The sequence below is a fragment of the Streptomyces sp. NPDC034037 genome (genome assembly GCF_055575715.1).
Map to the genome: position 1 here is coordinate 429132 of NZ_JBVISC010000001.1, position 18425 is coordinate 447556.

The following is an 18425-nucleotide window of genomic DNA, read 5'->3' on the forward strand; positions in this document are numbered from 1 at the left end:
CTCCCACCTGCGCGGACTCCCCTCGATTCCTTCAAATCGAAGGCACCCGGTGCCCTTTTCGCTGGCACCGGATGCCGACTTTCGCGTTCCGGGAAAGTTTTTCGTCGAACGCTTTGATCGATCATCGATCACGGGCTTACAGTCGGCGGTGGCCCTGAGGCGGACCCACACCAATGTTCCGCTCCAGCGCCGCACGCCCTGTCCTGCCAGACAAGGCACCCCCACCCCTTACCGAAACAGGGGACCCCCTCCGACTCAGGAAGGCGGCGCAATGACCGACCCCTCCGCAATCCAGCCGAGCGAGCTCGACCAGCTCCCGGACCGCGACCCCGAGGAGACCGCCGAATGGCAGGCCTCCCTGGACGCCGTTACCCAGGCGGCCGGGCCGCACCGTGCCGCGTACCTGATGCGGCGCACGCTGGAGCGCGCCGAGGGCGCGGGCCTGGCGCTGCCCAAGCTCCTCGAGACCGATTACGTCAACACCATCCCCACCTCCGCCGAGCCGGCGATCGACGGCGACGAGGAGATGGAGCGGAAGATCACCGCGTGGAACCGCTGGAACGCGGCCGCGATGGTCACCCGCGGTGCCAAGCACGGCGTCGGCGGCCACATCGCGACCTTCGCGTCGGCGGCCTGGCTGTACGAGACCGGCTTCAACCACTTCTTCAAGGGCAAGGAGGGCGACGGTTCCGGTGATCAGCTGTACATCCAGGGCCACGCCTCCCCCGGCATCTACGCCCGCGCCTTCCTCGACGGCCGCCTGAACGAGGCGCAGCTCGACAACTTCCGGCGCGAGTCCGGCGGCGACGGCCTGCCCTCCTACCCGCACCCGCGCCGCCTGCCCTGGCTGTGGGAGTTCCCGACGGTGTCGATGGGCCTCGGCCCGCTCTCCGCCATCTACCAGGCGCGCTTCAACCGCTACCTCACCAACCGCGGCATCAAGGACGTCTCCGCCTCGCACGTGTGGGCGTTCCTCGGTGACGGCGAGATGGACGAGCCCGAGTCGACGGCGGCCCTCGCCCTGGCCGCCCGCGAGGGCCTCGACAACCTCACCTACGTCATCAACTGCAACCTCCAGCGCCTCGACGGCCCGGTCCGCGCCAACTTCCGCGTGGTGCAGGAGCTGGAGGCCCAGTTCCGCGGCGCCGGCTGGAACGTCGTCAAGGTCCTGTGGGGCAACGCCTGGGACGAGCTGTTCCAGCTCGACACCACGGGCGCCCTGGTCCGCCGCCTGCGCGAGGTGCCGGACGCGCAGTTCCAGACGTACGCCACGCGCGACGCCGCCTACATACGCGAGCATTTCTTCGGCTCGGAGCCGGCGCTCGTGGAGCTGGGCAAGCTGCTGAGCGACGACAAGATCAGCGAGTGCTTCCACCTCTCGCGCGGCGGCCACGAGGCCCGCAAGGTGTACGCGGCCTACCGCGCGGCGCTCACCCACAAGGGCGCGCCGACCGTGATCCTCGCGCAGACGGTCAAGGGCTTCACCCTCGGCAAGGGCTTCGAGTCCAAGAACGCCAACCACCAGATGAAGAAGCTGACGGTGGACGAGTTCAAGGACATGCGGGACCGGCTCGACCTGCCGATCCCGGACAGCGCGTTCGTCGACGGCCAGGTGCCCTACGGCCACCCCGGCGCCGACTCCCCCGAGGTCCGCTACCTCCAGGAGCGCCGCGCGGCCCTCGGCGGCCCCGCCCCGGCCCGCCGCACGCAGCCGCTCGCACCGCTGCCCGCCCCGGCCGACAAGGCGTTCGCCGCGTTCGACAAGGGCTCCGGCTCGCAGTCGGTGGCGACGACCATGGCCTTCGTACGCCTGGTCAAGGACCTGGTACGCGACAAGGAGACCGGCAAGCGCTGGGTGCCGATCGTCCCCGACGAGGCGCGCACCTTCGGCATGGAGTCGCTCTTCCCCTCCCTCGGCATCTACTCGCCCAAGGGCCAGACGTACGAGCCGGTCGACCGCGACCAGCTGATGTACTACAAGGAGGCCAAGGACGGCCAGATCCTCAACGAGGGGATCACCGAGGCCGGTTCGATGGCGGACTTCATCGCCGCGTCGTCGTCGTACGCCACGCACGGCGAGGCGATGATCCCCTTCTACATCTTCTACTCCATGTTCGGCTGGCAGCGCACCGCCGACCAGATGTGGCAGCTCGGCGACCAGCTCGGCCGCGGCTTCCTCGTCGGCGCCACGGCCGGCCGTACGACGCTGACGGGTGAGGGCCTCCAGCACGCGGACGGCCACTCGCCGGTCATCGCGGCCACCAACCCGGCCGCCCTGACCTACGACCCGGCGTTCGCCTACGAGGTCGCCGCGATCGTCAAGGACGGTCTGCGCCGCATGTACGGCGAGGCGCTGCCCGGCGAGGACCAGAACGTCTTCTACTACCTCACCGTCTACAACGAGCCGATGCCGCAGCCCGCGAAGCCCGCGGGCGTCGACGAGGGCATCGTGCGCGGCCTCTACCGCTTCAACACGGCGGAGTCGGCCGGCCTCTCCCCCGCCTCCGACGCCCCGCGCATCCAGCTGCTCGGCTCCGGTACGGCCATCCACTGGACGCTCGCCGCGCAGAAGATGCTGGCCGAGGAGTGGAACGTGGCCGCGGACGTGTGGTCCGCCACCTCCTGGACGGAGCTGCGCCGGGACGCCCTGGAGGCGGACGAGGCGCTGCTGCGGGGCGAGGAGCGCACCCCGTACCTCCGTACGGCGCTCGAAGGCGCGCAGGGTCCTGTCCTCGCCGTCTCCGACTACATGCGTCAGGTCCCCGACCAGATCGCCCAGTGGGTCGAGCAGGACTACTCCTCGCTCGGCGCGGACGGCTTCGGCCTCTCCGACACCCGGGACGCGGCCCGCCGCCACTTCGGTGTCGACGCGGAGTCGATCGTCGTCGCGGCGCTGGCGCAGCTGGCCCGGCGGGGCGAGGTGCCGGCGTCGGCGGTGAAGGAGGCACGGGCGAAGTACGGCCTGTAGCCCTCCCGGTGTCTCCCGCCCACCCACCCGTTAACCCGGCAACCCCGGGCAATCGGGCGGGTGGGCGGGAAACACCCGCCGCGAAGCGGCGGCCCAGGAGATGACACCGGGCAATCGGGCGGGTGGGCGGGAAAACATCCGCCGCGAAGCGGCGGCTCAGGAGAAGCCCCAGCACAGCGCAGCGCACAGCGCCCCGCATGATGGACCCATGCGCGCTGCCCGCCTCATCAAGATGGTGCTCCTGCTCCAGTCCCGCCCCTCCATGACCGCCGCGGAACTGGCCACCGAGCTGGAGGTCTCCGAGCGGACCATCACCAGGGACGCGCAGGCCCTGTCGGAGGCGGGCGTCCCCGTGTACGCCGACCGCGGCCGCACCGGCGGCTACCGCCTCGTCGGCGGCTACCGCACCCGCCTGACGGGCCTCGGCCGCGACGAGGCGGAGGCCCTGTTCCTGTCCGGAGTGCCGGGCGCCCTGCGGGAGATGGGCCTGGAGGACGCCGCCTCCGCGGCCCGCCTGAAGGTCTCGGCCGCGCTCATGCCCTCCCTCAGGGACGCCCCGCAGAGCGCGGCCCAACGCTTCCACCTGGACGCGCCGGGCTGGTTCAAGGAGACGCCCGCCCCCGAGCTGCTGCCCGCCGTCGCGGAAGCGGTGTGGGACGACCGCCGGGTCACCGCCCGCTACCGCCGCCAGGAGTCGGAGGTGGAGCGGGAGCTGGAACCGTACGGGCTCGTGCTCAAGGCGGGCGTCTGGTACGTGTGCGCCCGCGTCCCCGACGACGGCACGCACCGCGTGTACCGCATCGACAGGTTCGCCGAGGTCAGCGTCGGCGACGAACGCTTCGCACGGGACGAGGGGTTCGACCTGCCGGGCTTCTGGGAGGAGCGGGCGGCGCAGTTCGCGCGGGCGATCCTGCGCTCCGAGGTCGTGGTGCGGCTCACCGAGGCGGGCGTACGGCAGCTCCCGTACGCCACCGACCGGGCGGTGGCGGCCGAGGCCATGGAGTCGGCGGGCGCCCCGGACGCGGCGGGCCGGGTGACGGTCACCCTGCCCGTCGAGAACGACGACGTGGCGTACACGCAGCTCATGGCGCTCGGCCCGGAGGCGGAGGTGCTCGAACCCGCCCCCCTGCGCGAGCGGTTCGCCCGCGCGGCGGAACGCTGGGCGGAGCTCTACCGGTAGCCGGTCCTCGGTCACCGGTAGCCGGTGACGTCCGCGGTGTCGCTCTCCTGGTCGACCTCCGTGAGGTAGCGCCAGGCGTCGGGCGCCGAGCCGTCCACGTCCGTGAAGCCGTACTCCTTGGCGAGGCCGCCGCTGGAGAGCGAGGCGCCGTTGTGCCGTGCCACGTCGGGGTCGGCGGCGAGCGCGACGAGGGCGCGGCCCACGAAGGCGGGCGTCTCGGAGATCGCGAAGTGCGGGTTCTGCGCGCAGCCCGCGCGCCAGTCGTCCTCGGTCACCTTGAAGTGGGTGTCGAGCATGGCCTCCGAGCGCAGCCAGCCGGGGGTGAGGCAGAGCGCCGTGCAGCCGTACTCGGCGACCTCCTCGGCGAGGTCGCGGGCCATGCGCAGCGGGGCGGCCTTGGCGAGGTCGTAGTAGAAGGGCTTGCGGTAGCGGGGGCCGTTGTACTCGGCGGTGCCGTCGGTGACCTCGACGATCAGGCCGCCGGGGTTCCTGACGAGGAGCGGCAGCGCGTACCGGCTGGTGACGATGTGGGTCTCGACGCCGAGGCGCAGCACGCGCAGCCCTTTGCCGAGGTCGTGCTCCCACATCTTCTTGTCCCATTCGACGTGGAGGTCGCCGCCCCAGATGTCGTTGACGAGGATGTCCAGGCGGCCCTGCTCGCGGTCGATCCGCTCGACGAGCGCCTCGACCTGTTCGGGTTCCAGGTGGTCGGTGGGTACGGCGACGCCCGTGCCGCCCGCCGCCCGGACCAGCTCGGCGGTCCCCTCGATGGTCTCGGTGGCGCGGCCGGTCTCGCTGAGGTGCTCGCGCGTGGTCCGCCCGGTCACGTACACGGTGGCGCCGGCCCGGCCCAGTTCGACGGCCATGGCGCGGCCCGCGCCGCGTGTGGCGCCCGCGACGAGGGCGATCTTCCCGGTCAGGGGGTGCGTACTGTCGGTCGTTCGCCGTGTGGTGTCCATGTCTTCGAGGCTTCCACCAAAAGGCGACAACCCCTGTCGGTTTTTCCATCGGCATGTGCGCGATAACGAGACAGTCGCATTCCGGTGTACTCCGCGTGCGTCCCCCCTCCCCAGGACCGATGCTGGACCCGTGATGGACGAGACGGAGTTCTGGGAGATCGTGGACAGCACCCGCGAGGCCGCCGGCGGCGACCCCGAGGACCACGCCGAGCTGCTGGTCGAGAGACTGCTGCGGTACGACCCGGAGTCCGTCCTCGACTTCGCACGCCACTTCGAGGCCCGTTACAACCGCGCCTACCGCTGGGATCTGTGGGGCGCGGCCTGGGTGCTGCTCGGCGGCGCGAGCGACGACGCGTTCGACTACTTCCGGTGCTGGCTGATCGGCCAGGGCCGGGAGGTCTTCGAGGGCGCGGTGCACGACCCCGACGCGCTCGCCGAGCTCCTGGACGACTTCGACGAGGAGCTGGACGGCGACGGCGAGGAGTTGGGTTACGCCGCCGACGAGGCGTACGAGCAGCTCACCGGTGTCGTCGCCCCGGACCTCGGCATCCTGCCCGCCCCGCCGGAACCGGCGGGCACGCCGCTCGACCTCGAGGACGACGCGGTGATGGCGGAGCGCTATCCGAAACTGTGGGCCCGCTTCATGGCGAAGTGACCAGGCAGGCTGATCACTGCGGCCTGATCATTCCGGATCGGCCCCACGGCTCGGCTCGCAGACCTCCTGGCCGCCCGCCTCCGGCGCGAACACCATCATCGTCACGTCGTCCCGTACCGTCCCCGCGTACCGCACCACGTCCGCCCACATCCGCTCGGTCAGCTCCGCCGGGTCGTCCAGGATCTCGGGCTCGGACTTGATCAGCTCGCTGAGCCGCTCGGCCAGCGGGTAGAACGCGCCGGACACGTCCCGTGCCTCGCTCACCCCGTCGGTCAGGCCGAGCAGCCGGTCCCCGGCGAGCAGCGGCACCGTCAGCTGTTCGGGCGGGGCCAGGCCCGCGATGCCGAGGCCGAGCGGGGGCCCGGCCGCCACGGCGAGCTCGGTGACCTCGGGCCCGCGCAGCAGCAACGGCGCCGGGTGGCCGCAGGAGACGACGCGTACGCACGCGCAGTCGTCCGGGAACTCCAGGAGTACCGCCGTGGCGAACAGCTCGGCGTGCTCGTCGTCCGCCGAGTCCACGACGAGCCTGCGGTCCAGGCGCCCGGCGACGCCCTGGAGGTCGGGCTGGTCGAGGACCGCCTCGCGGAAGGCGCCGAGCAGCGCGGCGACCGTGCCGACGGCCGTGAGCCCGTGGCCCTGCACATCGCCGATCAGGGCCCGGACGGCTCCCGGGCCCCTGCGTACGTCGAAGAAGTCGCCGCCGACGAGGGACTCGTGCTCGGCGGCCTGGTAGAGACCGGCGCACCGCACCCGGCCGACCCGTTCCGGCAGCGGCGGCAGGACCGCGAACTGGGCCGCCTCGGCGACGGTGCGGACCGTGACGAGCTGGGCCTCGCGGCGGCTGCGCACCCACGCGAAGAGGATGCTGAGCAGTGCGATGAAGGTGATCGTCAGCGCGTCGCTGTTGCCGGGACGGCCGAGCCCGAAGCCCGGCAGGGTGAGCAGCGCGACCACGACGCCGCCGAGCAGGGCGGTGGCGGCGGGCCCGTACGACAGGGCGGCCAGCGGCGGGACGGCCGCGACCAGGAAGCTCAGGTCCACCGTCTTCGGCGTGATGAGCTGGATCAGGATGATCGCGACGAGGAGCAGCGGCGGCGGCCAGCGCACCCAGGGCGGGGGCGGCGTGCCGCGCAGCAGCCAGTCGCGCTCCTCCGCGTCACGACGTCTCGCCGCAGCCCTGATCATTACCTCACGCTCCTACGCGCGAGGGGTCGCCGCACCCCGGGCCGGTCCTTCGGGTGCCCGGACCCGCGTGGCGGCGGGCCGGGATTCCCGGGGGGCGGTCACAGGGAGCGGCCCATGAGGACGTCGTCCACGTACGCGCCGTCCAGCAGGAACTCGCCGGGCAGGACCCCCTCGATGGCGAAGCCCTCGGCCTCGTACAGCTTGCGGGCCGGGGTGTTGTGCCCGAGCACCCGCAGGGTGATGCGGACGGCGCCCTGGCGGCGCGCCTCGTCCATGGCCGCCCGCATCAGCCGTCTGCCGACCCCTTTGCCGCGTGCCTCCTCGGCGACCACGAAGCCCTGGATCTGGCGTACGTGCGCGTTGACGAGGAGCGGGGTGGGGAAGCCGAGCTTCACATAGCCGACGAGCCGCCCGTCCAGTTCGGCGACGAGGTGGTCGCCGGCCCCGAAGCGGTCGTCGAAGAAGGGCTCGTAGGGAGGCTCGGGGCGGGGCTGGACCGCGTGCAGCGGGGACCAGGCGGCGCGGTCCAGACGGGCCAGGGCGTCGTCGTCCTCGGGCAGCGCGATGCGTATGTGCGGGGCCGTCATGGCGCCACTGTACGGCGATCATCGCGCGTCCCGGTGGCATTCCGGCCACGTTCCAGCCGCGTTCCGGCCAGTCTCCGCCGTGCCCCTTCCCGGTGTCCCGACCCGGTGTTCCGGCCGGGCGTCGGCAGGCCTCTTCCCGGGGTTCGGGGGCAGGATGGGGCCCATGGAACCCACACAGCCGACGCGTTCCCCGCAGCCGTCCCGGGTGGCCGTCGCCGGCGCCTCCGGGCTCATCGGCACGGCGCTCGCGCGCTCCCTCGCCGCGGACGGGCACGACGTCGTCCGGCTCGTGCGCAGAGCCCCCCGCACCCCCGACGAGGTGCGCTGGGACCCCAAGAAGGGGTACGTCGACACGGCCGGGCTCGTCGGCTGCTCCGCGGTCGTCAACCTCGCGGGCGCGGGGATCGGCGACCACCGTTGGACGGACGCCTACAAGCGGGAGCTGCGCGACAGCCGGGTCCTCGGCACGGCCGCGCTGGCCGCCGCGGTGGCCTCGCTGGACGAGCCGCCCCGGGTGTTCCTGAACGCGAGCGCGATCGGCTACTACGGAGACACAGGTCAGCACGCGGTGGACGAGAGCGCGCCCGCCGGGGAGGGCTTCCTGCCGGCGCTGTGCGTCGAGTGGGAGGCCGCGACCGCCGCCGCCCAGGAGGCGGGCATCCGCACCGTCCTGGCCCGCAACGGCCTGGTGGTGGGCCGCGAGGGCGGCGCCTGGGGGCGGCTCTTCCCGCTCTTCAGGGCGGGGCTCGGCGGGCGCCTCGGCGACGGCAGGCAGTACTGGAGCCACATCTCCCTGCACGACGAGGTGGCGGCGCTGCGCCACCTCCTGGACACCGGGACGCTGTCCGGCCCCGTCAACCTCACCGCGCCCCACCCGCGCACCAACCGCGAGGTGACGGCCGCGATGGGGCGGGTGCTGAAGCGGCCCACGCTCCTCACGGCCCCCGCGCCCGCGCTGCGCCTGGTGCTGGGCGAGATGGCCGGGGACGTCCTCGGCAGCCAGCGGGTGCTGCCGAAACGCCTGCTGGAGTCCGGCTTCGTCTTCGCGTTCCCCGACATCGAGGACGCGATCCGGGCGGCGCTGCGGTAGTCGGCCGTACTTCGCGGGGGGGCACCCGGTGTGCGACCCGCGTGCGACCGTGCCCGGTCCGTGCGCGAGTGCCCCCGGACGGTGCCGCTCCTACCCTCGTGCCGAAGTCGGGGATTCCGGGCCCCGCCGGGGGCATCAGCTCCCCACCAGCCGCGCGACCTCTGGGAGGGCACGTGCTAGAGCCTGCGCACCATGCGGATGTCGTCATCGTGGGGGCCGGGGCCGCGGGGCTCGCGGCCGCGCACCGGCTGACCAGCGCCGGTGTGCCGACCCTCGTCCTGGAGGCCGCCCCTTGCGTGGGCGGCCGGATGTCGACCGACAAGGTCGACGGGTTCCGGCTCGACCGGATCGGACAGCTGCTCACCACCTCCTACCCCGAACTGCGCCGCACCCCGGGGCTCGACTCCCTCGTCCTGCGGCCCTTCGCGCCGGGCCTCCTGGTGCACAGCGACGGCCGCCACCACCGCGTGGCGGAGCCCCTGCCCGGACGGAGCGCGAGGGGCGCACTCACCGCAGCGCGCGCCCTGGCGAGCGCCCCCCGCACGGCATCGCGCGGCGGCACCCCGGCACGCGGCACCGCGCCCCGAGGCGCCTCCTCCCGTGGCACCTCGTCCCGAGGCACCGCCCCTCTAGGCGGTCCGCTCGACCAGGCCCGGCTCGGAGCCGCGCTCGCCCGTCTGGCGGCGACCCCCGTCGAGCGGCTCCTGTCCCGCCCCGAACTCCCCGCCGCTCAGGCCCTCTCCGCGCACGGCCTGCCCTCGCGCACCATCGACGGGTTTCTGCGGCCGCTGCTCTCCGCGCTGCTCTGCGACCCCGGTCTGACCACCTCCAGCCGGTGCGCCGACCTGGCCCTGCACGCCTTCGCGCGCGGCCGGCTCTGCGTGCCGGAGGGCGGCGCGGAGGTCCTGCCCGAACTGCTCGCCGCCGCGCTGCCGCCGGGCACGGTCCGCACCGGCGTCCGTGTCACGGCGGTCTCCACCACGTCCGTCACCACCGCCGAGCACGGCGAGGTCGCCTGCCGTGCCGTGCTGCTCGCCACCGACGCCCGCGCGGCCGCCGAGCTGCTGCCGGGCCTGCGCGTCCCACCGTTCCACGAACTGACGGTGGTCCACCACACCGCCCCGGAGCCACCGCTGGAGGGGCCCGCGCTCCTCCTGGACGCCGACCGCGCGGGCCCCGTCGCGCACACGGCCGTCATCAGCCAAGTGGACCCCTCGCGGGCGCCCGCCGACCGCGTCCTCGTCTCCTCCACGGTGCTCGGCCCACCGCCCGACGAGCGGACCGTCCGCGCGCATCTCGCCGCCCTGTACGGCACGCCGACCGACCGCTGGGAACTGCTCGCCGTCCACCACACCCGCGAGGCGGTGCCCGCGATGCCACCGCCGCACGACCCGCGCCGCCCGGTCCGGCTGCTCGCGGGGCTCTACGTCTGCGGGGACCACCGGGACACCAGCACCGTGCAGGGCGCGCTGCACTCCGGCCGGCGCGCGGCGCACGCCGTGCTCACGGACTTCGGCCTCGCTCCGGCGCACGCCCAGGGCGCACCGCTGCCGGCCGCGGCCTGATCCCCTCACCCGCCGCTCGGACGTGGGGGCGTGCGGCTCAGCCCAGCGCCGCCACCTTGTCGCGGTACCCCCGCACGGGCGCCGCGTCCCGGTACGGCTCAAGGCGGCGCTCGAAATCGCGTACGTACTCATGGGCCCGCGCCGACCGCATCTCGCCGGCCGCCTGGGCCGCCTCGGCACCCAGCAGGCAGGCCTGCTCCAGGTCGCCGAGGCCGAGCCGGGCCGTGGCGAGCACCACCCGGCAGAACAGGCGGCTGCGCGCGAACCCGGGGGCGCGCAGTTGCAGGGAGCGCTCGGCGTGCTGGGCGGCGACGCGGTACTGCTGGAGGTCGCGGTAGCAGTGCCCCTGCTCGTCGGCCAGCTGCGCCTCGTCGAAGAAGCGGGCCCAGTACGGCACCTCGTCGCCCGGCCGGGACGCCTCCAGCGAGCGCTCGGCCCGCATCAGGGAGGCCGTGCAGGCCCGCGCCTCGCCGAGCACGCCGTGGCCGCGCGCCTCGGCGGCGTACAGCAGGGACTGCACGACGGGCGGCGCGGCGGAGCCGACGCCCTGCTGGGCCACCCGCGCGAGCTGCACGGCCTCCCGCCCGTGCCCGAGGTAGACGGCCTGGCGGCTCATCGTGACCAGGACGTAGGAGCCGTACGCCCGGTCGCCCGCCGCCTGGGAGAGGCGCAGCGCCTGGACGTAGTACCGCTGGGCCAGTCCGTGGGCGGCGATGTCGTACGACGTCCAGCCCGCGAGCCGGGTCAGGTCGGCGGCGGCGCCGAAGAGCCGCCGCCCGGCCTGCTCGCCGTAGGTGCCGCGCAGCATCGGCTCCGCCTCGTGCTCCAGGTAGCGGACGAGGGCCTGGCGGGCGTGGCCGCCGCCGTAGGTGTGGTCGAGGGCGCGGAACAGCTCGCCGACCGAGCGCAGGGCCGCGATGTCGCCGTTGGTGACGCGCTGCCCGGGGCCGCGGTCGGGCTCCCTGCGCTGGCGGGGCACCCCGGGGCGGCCCTGGGCGGGCACGCGGTGCGCGGGGTCGGGCTCGCCGCGGCCGACGCGTTCGTCGGCCCGGCCGATCAGCCAGTCCCGGCTGGGCACGACGAGCCCGGCCGGGGTGAACGCGATCTTCCGCAGCTCGGCGTGGCTGCCGGAGTCCTTGCGCCACAGGCCGCCGACGATGTCGACGGCCTCTTCGGGGGTGGCCGCGAATTCGAGCCCGGCGTACACCGGCGCGCACGCGTCGAGCCCGAGGTCCTGGGCGGACAGGCGCCGCCCGAGGCGTCTGGTGAAGACCTCGGCGATCAGTGCGGGTGTGGTGCCTCTGGGCTGCTGGCCGCGCAGCCAGCGGGTCACGGACGTCTTGTCGTACCGGAGGTCGAGGCCGTGTTCGAGCCCGAGCTGATCGACGCGGCGCGCGAGGCCCGCATGGGAGAACCCGGCTTCCGAGATGAGCGCGGCTAGCTGGCGGTTGGGCGTGCGCTGCGGGGGTCGTTCCGTCATCGGCTGTGCGGTCTCCTGCCTTCCGGACCTGCCTTGAGCAGCCCTTATGGCCTCGTGAACGGCGCGAATGTAACGGCCATCACAGCCCGCGTCGGCGCCTTCCCCCCTCGTTCATCCGATCGTGTGAGGAACCCGGGCCGAGGTTGCCTGCACGGGGGGCCCGTACAGTGGCTGGGGCGCGATATGTGCACGGTGAACGTTCAGGGAGGCACCAGCCGTGAATGAGTTTCGGTTCGTCCGACTGGGCTTCGGCCCGGACGCCGTGGAGTACCAGGAGGCGTGGGACGAGCAGCGCCGGGTGCACGCCGCCCGCTTCGCCGACGAGATCCCGGACACCTGCCTGCTGGTGGAGCACCCGCCGGTGTACACCGCGGGACGCAGGACCCAGGACAGCGAGCGGCCGCTGGACGGCACGCCCGTCGTGGACGTGGACCGGGGCGGCAAGATCACCTGGCACGGGCCGGGCCAGCTCGTGGGGTACCCGATCCAGAAGCTGCCGCGCCCGGTGGACGTCGTAGCACATGTGCGGCGCCTGGAAGAGGCTCTTATCCGTACGTGTGCGGAGTTCGGTCTCGAGACCTCGCGGGTCGAGGGCCGCAGCGGGGTCTGGGTCCTCGGCGACCCGGTGGAGCGGCGCCCCGCGCTCGGCGGTCTCTCCCTGGACTTCGACCCGCGCCTGACGGACGAGGAGTTCGACGCCCGGTTCAACGGTCCGGAGTACGCCCCGTCCAACGCGGGCCAGCGCCGCGAGGACCGCAAGATCGCCGCGATCGGCATCCGCGTCGCCAAGGGCGTGACGATGCACGGCTTCGCGCTGAACGTGAACCCGGACAACACCTGGTTCGACCGGATCATCCCGTGCGGCATCCGGGACGCGGGCGTGACGTCGCTCTCGTACGAGCTGGGTCGCGAGATCACGATCTCCGAGGTGCTGCCCGTGGCGGAGCGGCACCTGCGGGACGTGCTGGAGAACGCGGAGCTGAAGCCGCGCCCGGTGGAGAAGACCGCCGTCTAGGGCGGGCCCGCCGGACCCGGGGGAATGCACCCCGTTGGCCAGAGGTTGGCCGGAAGTAAGGCCGACGACATCACGGGCGTACCCTGGTGTGCGCCGATGAATCGAAGATACGCCAGCTAGCAGGGAGCCGATGTGTCCGCAGTCGCACCCGACGGACGCAAGATGCTGCGCCTGGAGGTCCGGAACAGCCAGACCCCCATCGAGCGCAAGCCCGAGTGGATCAAGACCCGGGCGAAGATGGGCCCCGAGTACAACGCCCTGCAGAAACTCGTGAAGAGCGAGGGCCTGCACACGGTCTGCCAGGAGGCGGGCTGTCCGAACATCTACGAATGCTGGGAAGACCGCGAGGCGACGTTCCTCATCGGCGGCGACCAGTGCACGCGGCGCTGCGACTTCTGCCAGATCGACACCGGCAAGCCGCAGGCCCTCGACCGCGACGAGCCGCGCCGCGTCGGCGAGTCCGTCGTGACGATGGACCTCAACTACGCCACGATCACCGGCGTCGCCCGCGACGACCTGGCCGACGGCGGCGCCTGGCTGTACGCGGAGACCGTGCGCCAGATCCACGCGATGACCGCGGAGCGCGCCGAGGGCCAGACCAAGGTCGAGCTGCTCATCCCCGACTTCAACGCCGACCCCGACCAGCTGGCCGAGGTCTTCTCCTCGCGCCCCGAGGTCCTCGGGCACAACGTGGAGACGGTGCCGCGCATCTTCAAGCGCATCCGCCCCGGCTTCCGCTTCGAGCGCTCGCTGGAGGTCATCACGCGGGCGCGGGAGGCCGGCCTGGTCACCAAGTCGAACCTCATCCTCGGCATGGGCGAGGAGCGCGCGGAGATCAGCGAGGCGCTGCACGCGCTGCACGAGGCGGGCTGCGAGCTGATCACGATCACGCAGTACCTGCGCCCGACGCCGCGCCACCACCCCGTGGAGCGCTGGGCCAAGCCGGCGGAGTTCGTGGAGCTGAAGGAGGAGGCCGAGGAGATCGGTTTCTCCGGCGTCATGTCGGGCCCGCTGGTCCGCTCCTCCTACCGCGCCGGCCGCCTGTACCAGATGGCGATCGAGAAGCGCGGGGCGTACGTCGCCTCCCAGGCCGTGTGAATCCGCGCACAAGCCTTTACTGACAGGTAGCCGCCGCGACGCCGCGGCCCGCGTGATCCCGCAGGTGACGGGGGTGTGCGGGCCGCGTCGGCGTTTCGGGGTCCGGATCGAGGTTTCATCGGCGTTTGACCGGTCGGTCACGCCCTGGTAACACCAATCAGTGACCCTGGTATCACCGCACGTACAGCTCCACCGCCAGACGTACAGCTTTCCCCCGAGCCATCGAGCTGGTCCTCAGGAGGGCCCCATCATGCAGGCCGCGCCCGTACGCGCCACCGCCATCCCGTCCGTCACCGACGCCCTGCGCGTCGTCGAGTCCCTGCTGCTGAGCGGCGGCCAGCGCACCGCGCGCCGCAACGCCTGGACTTCCGTCCTGGAGGACCGGCGCCGTGCCAAGGACCGGGTCGAGGCGCTGCGTGTCTTCGAGGAGACGGTGGCAACCCGCACGTCGTAGTCGCGTCCGGGGCCACGTAGACTTCAGGGCATGGCGAGGAAGGAAACCACCGCGGCGGATGCGGCCGCGGAGCCAGGGCGACTCAAGCAGATCGCTCTGACCTACAAGATGACCCGACGGGCCGACTCAAAAATCGGGCTCATCATCGCGGCCGTGGGAATCGTCACCTTTGGTGTCTTCCTCGCGATCGGCTTCTTGATCGGCCACCCGGTCTATCTGGGCATTCTCGGCTTCCTGCTCGCCTTCCTCGCGATGGCGATCGTCTTCGGACGCAGGGCCGAGCGTGCCGCCTTCGGGCAGATGGAGGGCCAGCCCGGTGCGGCGGCCGCCGTGCTCGACAAGATCGGCCGCGGCTGGACGACGACCCCCGCGGTCGCGATGAACCGCAGCCAGGACGTGGTGCACCGCACCGTCGGCAAGGCCGGCATCGTCCTGGTGGCCGAGGGCAACCCGAACCGCGTGAAGGGCCTGCTGGCCGCCGAGAAGAAGAAGATGGCGCGCATCGTGTCGGACGTGCCGGTGCATGTCGTCATCGTCGGCACCAGTGAGGGCACGGTCTCCCTCAAGAAGCTGCGCACGACACTGCTGAAGCTGCCGCGCGTGCTGACCGGCCCGCAGGTCACGGCGACGAACGACCGGCTGCGCGCGATGGGCGACCTGATGTCGAACATGCCGCTGCCGAAGGGTCCGATGCCGAAGGGCATGCGCATGCCGCGCGGGTCGAAGGGCAGGTAGTCCCGGTCCGCCCCTTCCACCCGCTTCCCTGACGACGATGCCCTACGACGATGAGGGCCCCGGAACCGATCGGTTCCGGGGCCCTCATCGTCGTAGGGCGCCCTCGTGGCCGTCCTGATTGGCTGGGTGCGCTAGATCCTGCTCGGCTGGGTCCGCTAGATCCGCACCTGCACGGCGCGGGCGAGGCGGTCGTGGAGGCCGCGGCCGTCGCGGTCCCAGATCAGGGCCGGGATGGCGACGCAGAGCAGGAGGGTGCGGAGCAGCCCCCGGCCGAAGCCCAGCCGGCCGCCGCCCTCGGCGACGACGCGGAGCCGGAAGAGGGCCTTGCCGGGCGTGCAGCCGACCGTGCCGACGGTGAGCACGCCGAGGACGAAGAAGATGCCGAGCGCCCAGTTGCCCATCGCCTGCTGGTCACCGCGGGCGAACAGACCGTATGCGATCACCATGCACAGGCCCCAGTCCACGGCGATGGCCCCGATGCGGCGGCCCGGACGCGCGATCGACCCCGGCCCCTCCTCGGGCAGACCGAGCTGCTCGCCCCGGTACCCGAAGTCGACACCGGCGTCCTCCGCGGCCGCGCGCGGGCCCGAGAGCCACGATCCGATTGCTTGCCTGTTGTCCACCCGTCCACGGTACTGCGCCCGGATTCGGGCGGACACGGGCGGGTCGGGTGTGCGTGTGACGGCCGGCGGGGGCGCGAGGACAGGGGTGCGAGGTCAGGTGTACGAGGGCAGGTGTACGAGGGCCGGGGAGCGGGGTACCGGGGGTACACGCAAGCGCGCCGGTTAACTTCGGCGAAACAAATGGGTCATGCTTGAGAAATCCCCCGTCCCTAAGGTCGGGTCCCAGCGTGTGCCACCCCACCGGCCGCACCACGAGCTGCAAACCCGTCCCGCCCCGGGCGGGAGTAGGAGGAGTTGGATGTTGTTCCAGAACGCCGACGACGCGAAGAAGTACATCGCGGACGAGGACGTCAAGTTCATCGACGTCCGGTTCTGCGACCTGCCCGGTGTCATGCAGCACTTCACGATTCCGGCGGCGGCGTTCGACCCGGAGGAGGAGCTGGCCTTCGACGGATCGTCGATCCGTGGCTTCCAGGCCATCCACGAGTCCGACATGGCGCTGCGCGCCGACCTGTCGACGGCCCGGGTGGACCCCTTCCGCCGCGACAAGACCGTCAACATCAACTTCTTCATCCACGACCCGATCACGGGTGAGCAGTACAGCCGTGACCCGCGCAACGTCGCGAAGAAGGCCGAGGCGTACCTGGCCTCGACCGGCATCGCCGACACCGCGTACTTCGGCCCCGAGGCCGAGTTCTACGTCTTCGACAACGTCCGCTTCCAGACGTCGGCGAACGAGAGCTTCTACCACATCGACTCCGAGGCCGGCGCCTGGAACACCGGTGCGGTCGAGAACAACCGCGGCTACAAGGTCCGCTACAAGGGCGGTTACTTCCCGGCCCCGCCGGTCGACCACTTCGCCGACCTCCGCGCCGAGATCTCCCTGGAGCTGGACAAGAACGGCCTCCAGGTCGAGCGCCAGCACCACGAGGTGGGCACGGCGGGCCAGGCCGAGATCAACTACAAGTTCAACACGCTGCTGGCCGCGGCCGACGACCTGATGCTCTTCAAGTACATCGTGAAGAACGTCGCCTGGCGCAACGGCAAGACCGCGACCTTCATGCCGAAGCCGATCTTCGGCGACAACGGCTCGGGCATGCACGTCCACCAGTCGCTGTGGACGGGCGGCACCCCGCTCTTCTACGACGAGCAGGGCTACGCGGGTCTGTCGGACACCGCGCGCTACTACATCGGCGGCATCCTCAAGCACGCGCCGTCGCTGCTGGCGTTCACCAACCCGACGGTGAACTCCTACCACCGCCTGGTCCCCGGCTTCGAGGCCCCGGTCAACCTCGTCTACTCGCAGCGCAACCGCTCCGCGGCGATGCGTATCCCGATCACGGGTTCGAACCCGAAGGCCAAGCGGGTCGAGTTCCGCGCGCCGGACCCGTCCTCGAACCCGTACCTCGCCTTCTCGGCGCTGCTCCTGGCGGGCCTCGACGGCGTCAAGAACAAGATCGAGCCGGCCGAGCCGATCGACAAGGACCTCTACGAGCTGGCCCCCGAGGAGCACGCGGGCGTCCCCCAGGTCCCGACGTCCCTCCCCGCGGTCCTCGACGCCCTCGAGGCGGACAACGAGTACCTCCAGGCGGGCGGCGTCTTCACGTCCGACCTGATCGAGACGTGGATCGACTACAAGCGGACGAACGAGATCGCCCCGATCCAGCTGCGACCGCACCCGCACGAGTTCGAGCTGTACTTCGACATCTAGAAACGCGGTTCTTCCCAGAAGGCCGTCACTCCTCACCGGAGTGACGGCCTTCTCCGTGAGGAACGGACGGCCGACTATGCTGCGGGGGGCTCAGGGACGCGCCAGGTGATACGGAAGCGCTCGGCATCGGGAAGGCCGAGCGGACCTACGGGACCGATCTCCTTGATCAAGTAGCCGAAGACCATGTGGTGCGCCTCCTCGGAAACCTCGTCCCAGGTGTCAGGAGTCACGATCATCAGCTCGCGCATCAGGCTGACGTCCGACTCGTTCTCCAGCATCTCCGCCCGGTCATCCCGGTCCATCGTCTCGTCGGTGCGCATTGCCCTGATCGACTCGGCCAGGAGGTTCGGCTCGTCGCCGAGGCGGCGGAGGATCTCTTGACAGCCGTACTGGAAGGCCGCGTACGCCTCCATAGCCTCCCGATCGGGGTTTCGGTAGCCGTAGGGCGCGCCCTCCTCCGCGCCGACATAGTCACCCTTCAGCAGGTGCAACAGGAGTCGCAGAGCGTGTTCCGCTCCCTGCTCCTCGATGAGTCGTGCCATCCCGTGGACCCACTGGTCCTCCGGTATCAGTGGCTCGTGCGGGACAGCGAGCGAAGGGTGGATCTCTATGGCACTGAAGGGATTGATCAACATCCCCATCACCAGTTCTGGCGTCCACTTGCCGTCCTCGCCTCCCCAGCCGCCGTTGACAAGCTCCTGGAACGACTTCAGCGCGCCCGCCTCGCCTTCACCGATCGCGCGCCACAGCGGCAGGAACCTGGCTGTCTCGGACTCCTCGTCCCGGGGCGGGCTGCACTGCCCGGCCAGGACCAGGACGATGTCGTGGACGGTTTCCCAGCGTGGCACCCGTAACCCGTTGACAGCGGAGCGCACGGTCTCATGGCTGGCCGACGACAGCTGGTCGTCGCGGCTGCTGATGAGCAAGCTCACCTTGCGGAAGCTCAACTTGCCCGCTGCGCGATGCAGTTCTTGCAGCGCTTCTACCAACTCGCGGTGCGCACCGCTCGCTTGGGGCGGGACGGTCGTGGTGGCCAAGAGGTTCCTCCTGCTCAGGGTGTCAAGTTCCGCCAACACCGTAGAAGCCGCAGGCCACGGCCAAGTCAGTATTCGTCAAGTTC

At 71.8% G+C, this 18425-nt stretch carries 16 protein-coding genes; 10 read left to right on the forward strand and 6 right to left on the reverse strand.

Annotated elements, in window-relative coordinates:
- Positions 1 to 271 precede the first annotated feature (271 nt).
- Together aceE and ACZ516_RS02010 are read left to right on the forward strand one after the other, a co-directional pair.
- Complete coding sequence (aceE, locus tag ACZ516_RS02005) at positions 272 to 2968, forward strand: pyruvate dehydrogenase (acetyl-transferring), homodimeric type (protein ID WP_358585660.1); 2697 nt, start codon at positions 272 to 274, stop codon at positions 2966 to 2968.
- A 208-nt stretch (positions 2969 to 3176) separates the two neighbouring features.
- Positions 3177 to 4148 (forward strand): helix-turn-helix transcriptional regulator, encoded by a 972-nt coding sequence (locus tag ACZ516_RS02010; protein WP_469008044.1) that lies wholly within the window; start codon positions 3177 to 3179, stop codon positions 4146 to 4148.
- 11 nt (positions 4149 to 4159) lie between these two features.
- Here the strand turns inward: ACZ516_RS02010 and ACZ516_RS02015 are convergent, their stop codons facing one another.
- On the reverse strand, positions 4160 to 5107 hold the full coding sequence (locus ACZ516_RS02015) for an SDR family oxidoreductase (protein ID WP_358585657.1): 948 nt from the start codon (positions 5105 to 5107) through the stop codon (positions 4160 to 4162).
- Between the two features lie 133 nt (positions 5108 to 5240).
- Between ACZ516_RS02015 and ACZ516_RS02020 the strand changes: the two genes are divergently transcribed.
- Positions 5241 to 5762: a DUF4240 domain-containing protein gene (locus tag ACZ516_RS02020; RefSeq protein ID WP_469008694.1), complete on the forward strand. Its 522-nt coding sequence runs from the start codon at positions 5241 to 5243 to the stop codon at positions 5760 to 5762.
- Positions 5763 to 5789: 27 nt separating this feature from the next.
- Here the strand turns inward: ACZ516_RS02020 and ACZ516_RS02025 are convergent, their stop codons facing one another.
- Together ACZ516_RS02025 and ACZ516_RS02030 are read right to left on the reverse strand one after the other, a co-directional pair.
- Positions 5790 to 6947: a PP2C family protein-serine/threonine phosphatase gene (locus ACZ516_RS02025; protein ID WP_469008046.1), complete on the reverse strand. Its 1158-nt coding sequence runs from the start codon at positions 6945 to 6947 to the stop codon at positions 5790 to 5792.
- Positions 6948 to 7045: 98 nt separating this feature from the next.
- Positions 7046 to 7534 carry a GNAT family N-acetyltransferase gene (locus ACZ516_RS02030; RefSeq protein ID WP_361081793.1) on the reverse strand — a complete coding sequence of 163 codons (489 nt, stop codon included), beginning with the start codon at positions 7532 to 7534 and terminating at the stop codon, positions 7046 to 7048.
- A gap of 163 nt (positions 7535 to 7697) precedes the next feature.
- Between ACZ516_RS02030 and ACZ516_RS02035 the strand changes: the two genes are divergently transcribed.
- Positions 7698 to 8624 carry a TIGR01777 family oxidoreductase gene (locus ACZ516_RS02035; RefSeq protein WP_358585652.1) on the forward strand — a complete coding sequence of 309 codons (927 nt, stop codon included), beginning with the start codon at positions 7698 to 7700 and terminating at the stop codon, positions 8622 to 8624.
- Between the two features lie 173 nt (positions 8625 to 8797).
- A complete protein-coding gene (locus tag ACZ516_RS02040; RefSeq protein ID WP_469008048.1) occupies positions 8798 to 10189 on the forward strand; it encodes an NAD(P)/FAD-dependent oxidoreductase in 1392 nt (463 codons plus the stop codon).
- A 37-nt stretch (positions 10190 to 10226) separates the two neighbouring features.
- Here ACZ516_RS02040 and ACZ516_RS02045 read toward each other — a convergent pair whose 3' ends face one another.
- Entirely contained in the window at positions 10227 to 11669 is a 1443-nt protein-coding gene (locus ACZ516_RS02045) for a regulator (RefSeq protein ID WP_358585648.1), read from the reverse strand.
- A gap of 217 nt (positions 11670 to 11886) precedes the next feature.
- Between ACZ516_RS02045 and lipB the strand changes: the two genes are divergently transcribed.
- The 4 genes from lipB to ACZ516_RS02065 all read left to right on the forward strand — a co-directional run bounded on the left by lipB (position 11887) and on the right by ACZ516_RS02065 (position 14971).
- Complete coding sequence (gene lipB, locus ACZ516_RS02050; RefSeq protein WP_358585646.1) at positions 11887 to 12684, forward strand: lipoyl(octanoyl) transferase LipB; 798 nt, start codon at positions 11887 to 11889, stop codon at positions 12682 to 12684.
- Positions 12685 to 12816: 132 nt separating this feature from the next.
- Positions 12817 to 13782, forward strand: coding sequence for a lipoyl synthase (locus ACZ516_RS02055; RefSeq protein ID WP_358585644.1), 966 nt, complete (start codon positions 12817 to 12819; stop codon positions 13780 to 13782).
- Between the two features lie 250 nt (positions 13783 to 14032).
- Positions 14033 to 14236, forward strand: a complete 204-nt coding sequence (locus ACZ516_RS02060; protein ID WP_358585642.1) for an SCO2195 family GlnR-regulated protein — start codon at positions 14033 to 14035, stop codon at positions 14234 to 14236.
- Positions 14237 to 14266: 30 nt separating this feature from the next.
- Complete coding sequence (locus ACZ516_RS02065) at positions 14267 to 14971, forward strand: DUF4191 domain-containing protein (RefSeq protein ID WP_358697619.1); 705 nt, start codon at positions 14267 to 14269, stop codon at positions 14969 to 14971.
- A 155-nt stretch (positions 14972 to 15126) separates the two neighbouring features.
- Here the strand turns inward: ACZ516_RS02065 and ACZ516_RS02070 are convergent, their stop codons facing one another.
- Entirely contained in the window at positions 15127 to 15594 is a 468-nt protein-coding gene (locus tag ACZ516_RS02070; RefSeq protein ID WP_358585638.1) for an RDD family protein, read from the reverse strand.
- A gap of 301 nt (positions 15595 to 15895) precedes the next feature.
- Between ACZ516_RS02070 and glnA the strand changes: the two genes are divergently transcribed.
- Positions 15896 to 17305: a type I glutamate--ammonia ligase gene (glnA, locus tag ACZ516_RS02075; protein ID WP_358585671.1), complete on the forward strand. Its 1410-nt coding sequence runs from the start codon at positions 15896 to 15898 to the stop codon at positions 17303 to 17305.
- Positions 17306 to 17379: 74 nt separating this feature from the next.
- Here glnA and ACZ516_RS02080 read toward each other — a convergent pair whose 3' ends face one another.
- Positions 17380 to 18342 (reverse strand): hypothetical protein, encoded by a 963-nt coding sequence (locus ACZ516_RS02080; RefSeq protein ID WP_469008051.1) that lies wholly within the window; start codon positions 18340 to 18342, stop codon positions 17380 to 17382.
- Between the last annotated feature and the right edge of the window lie 83 nt (positions 18343 to 18425).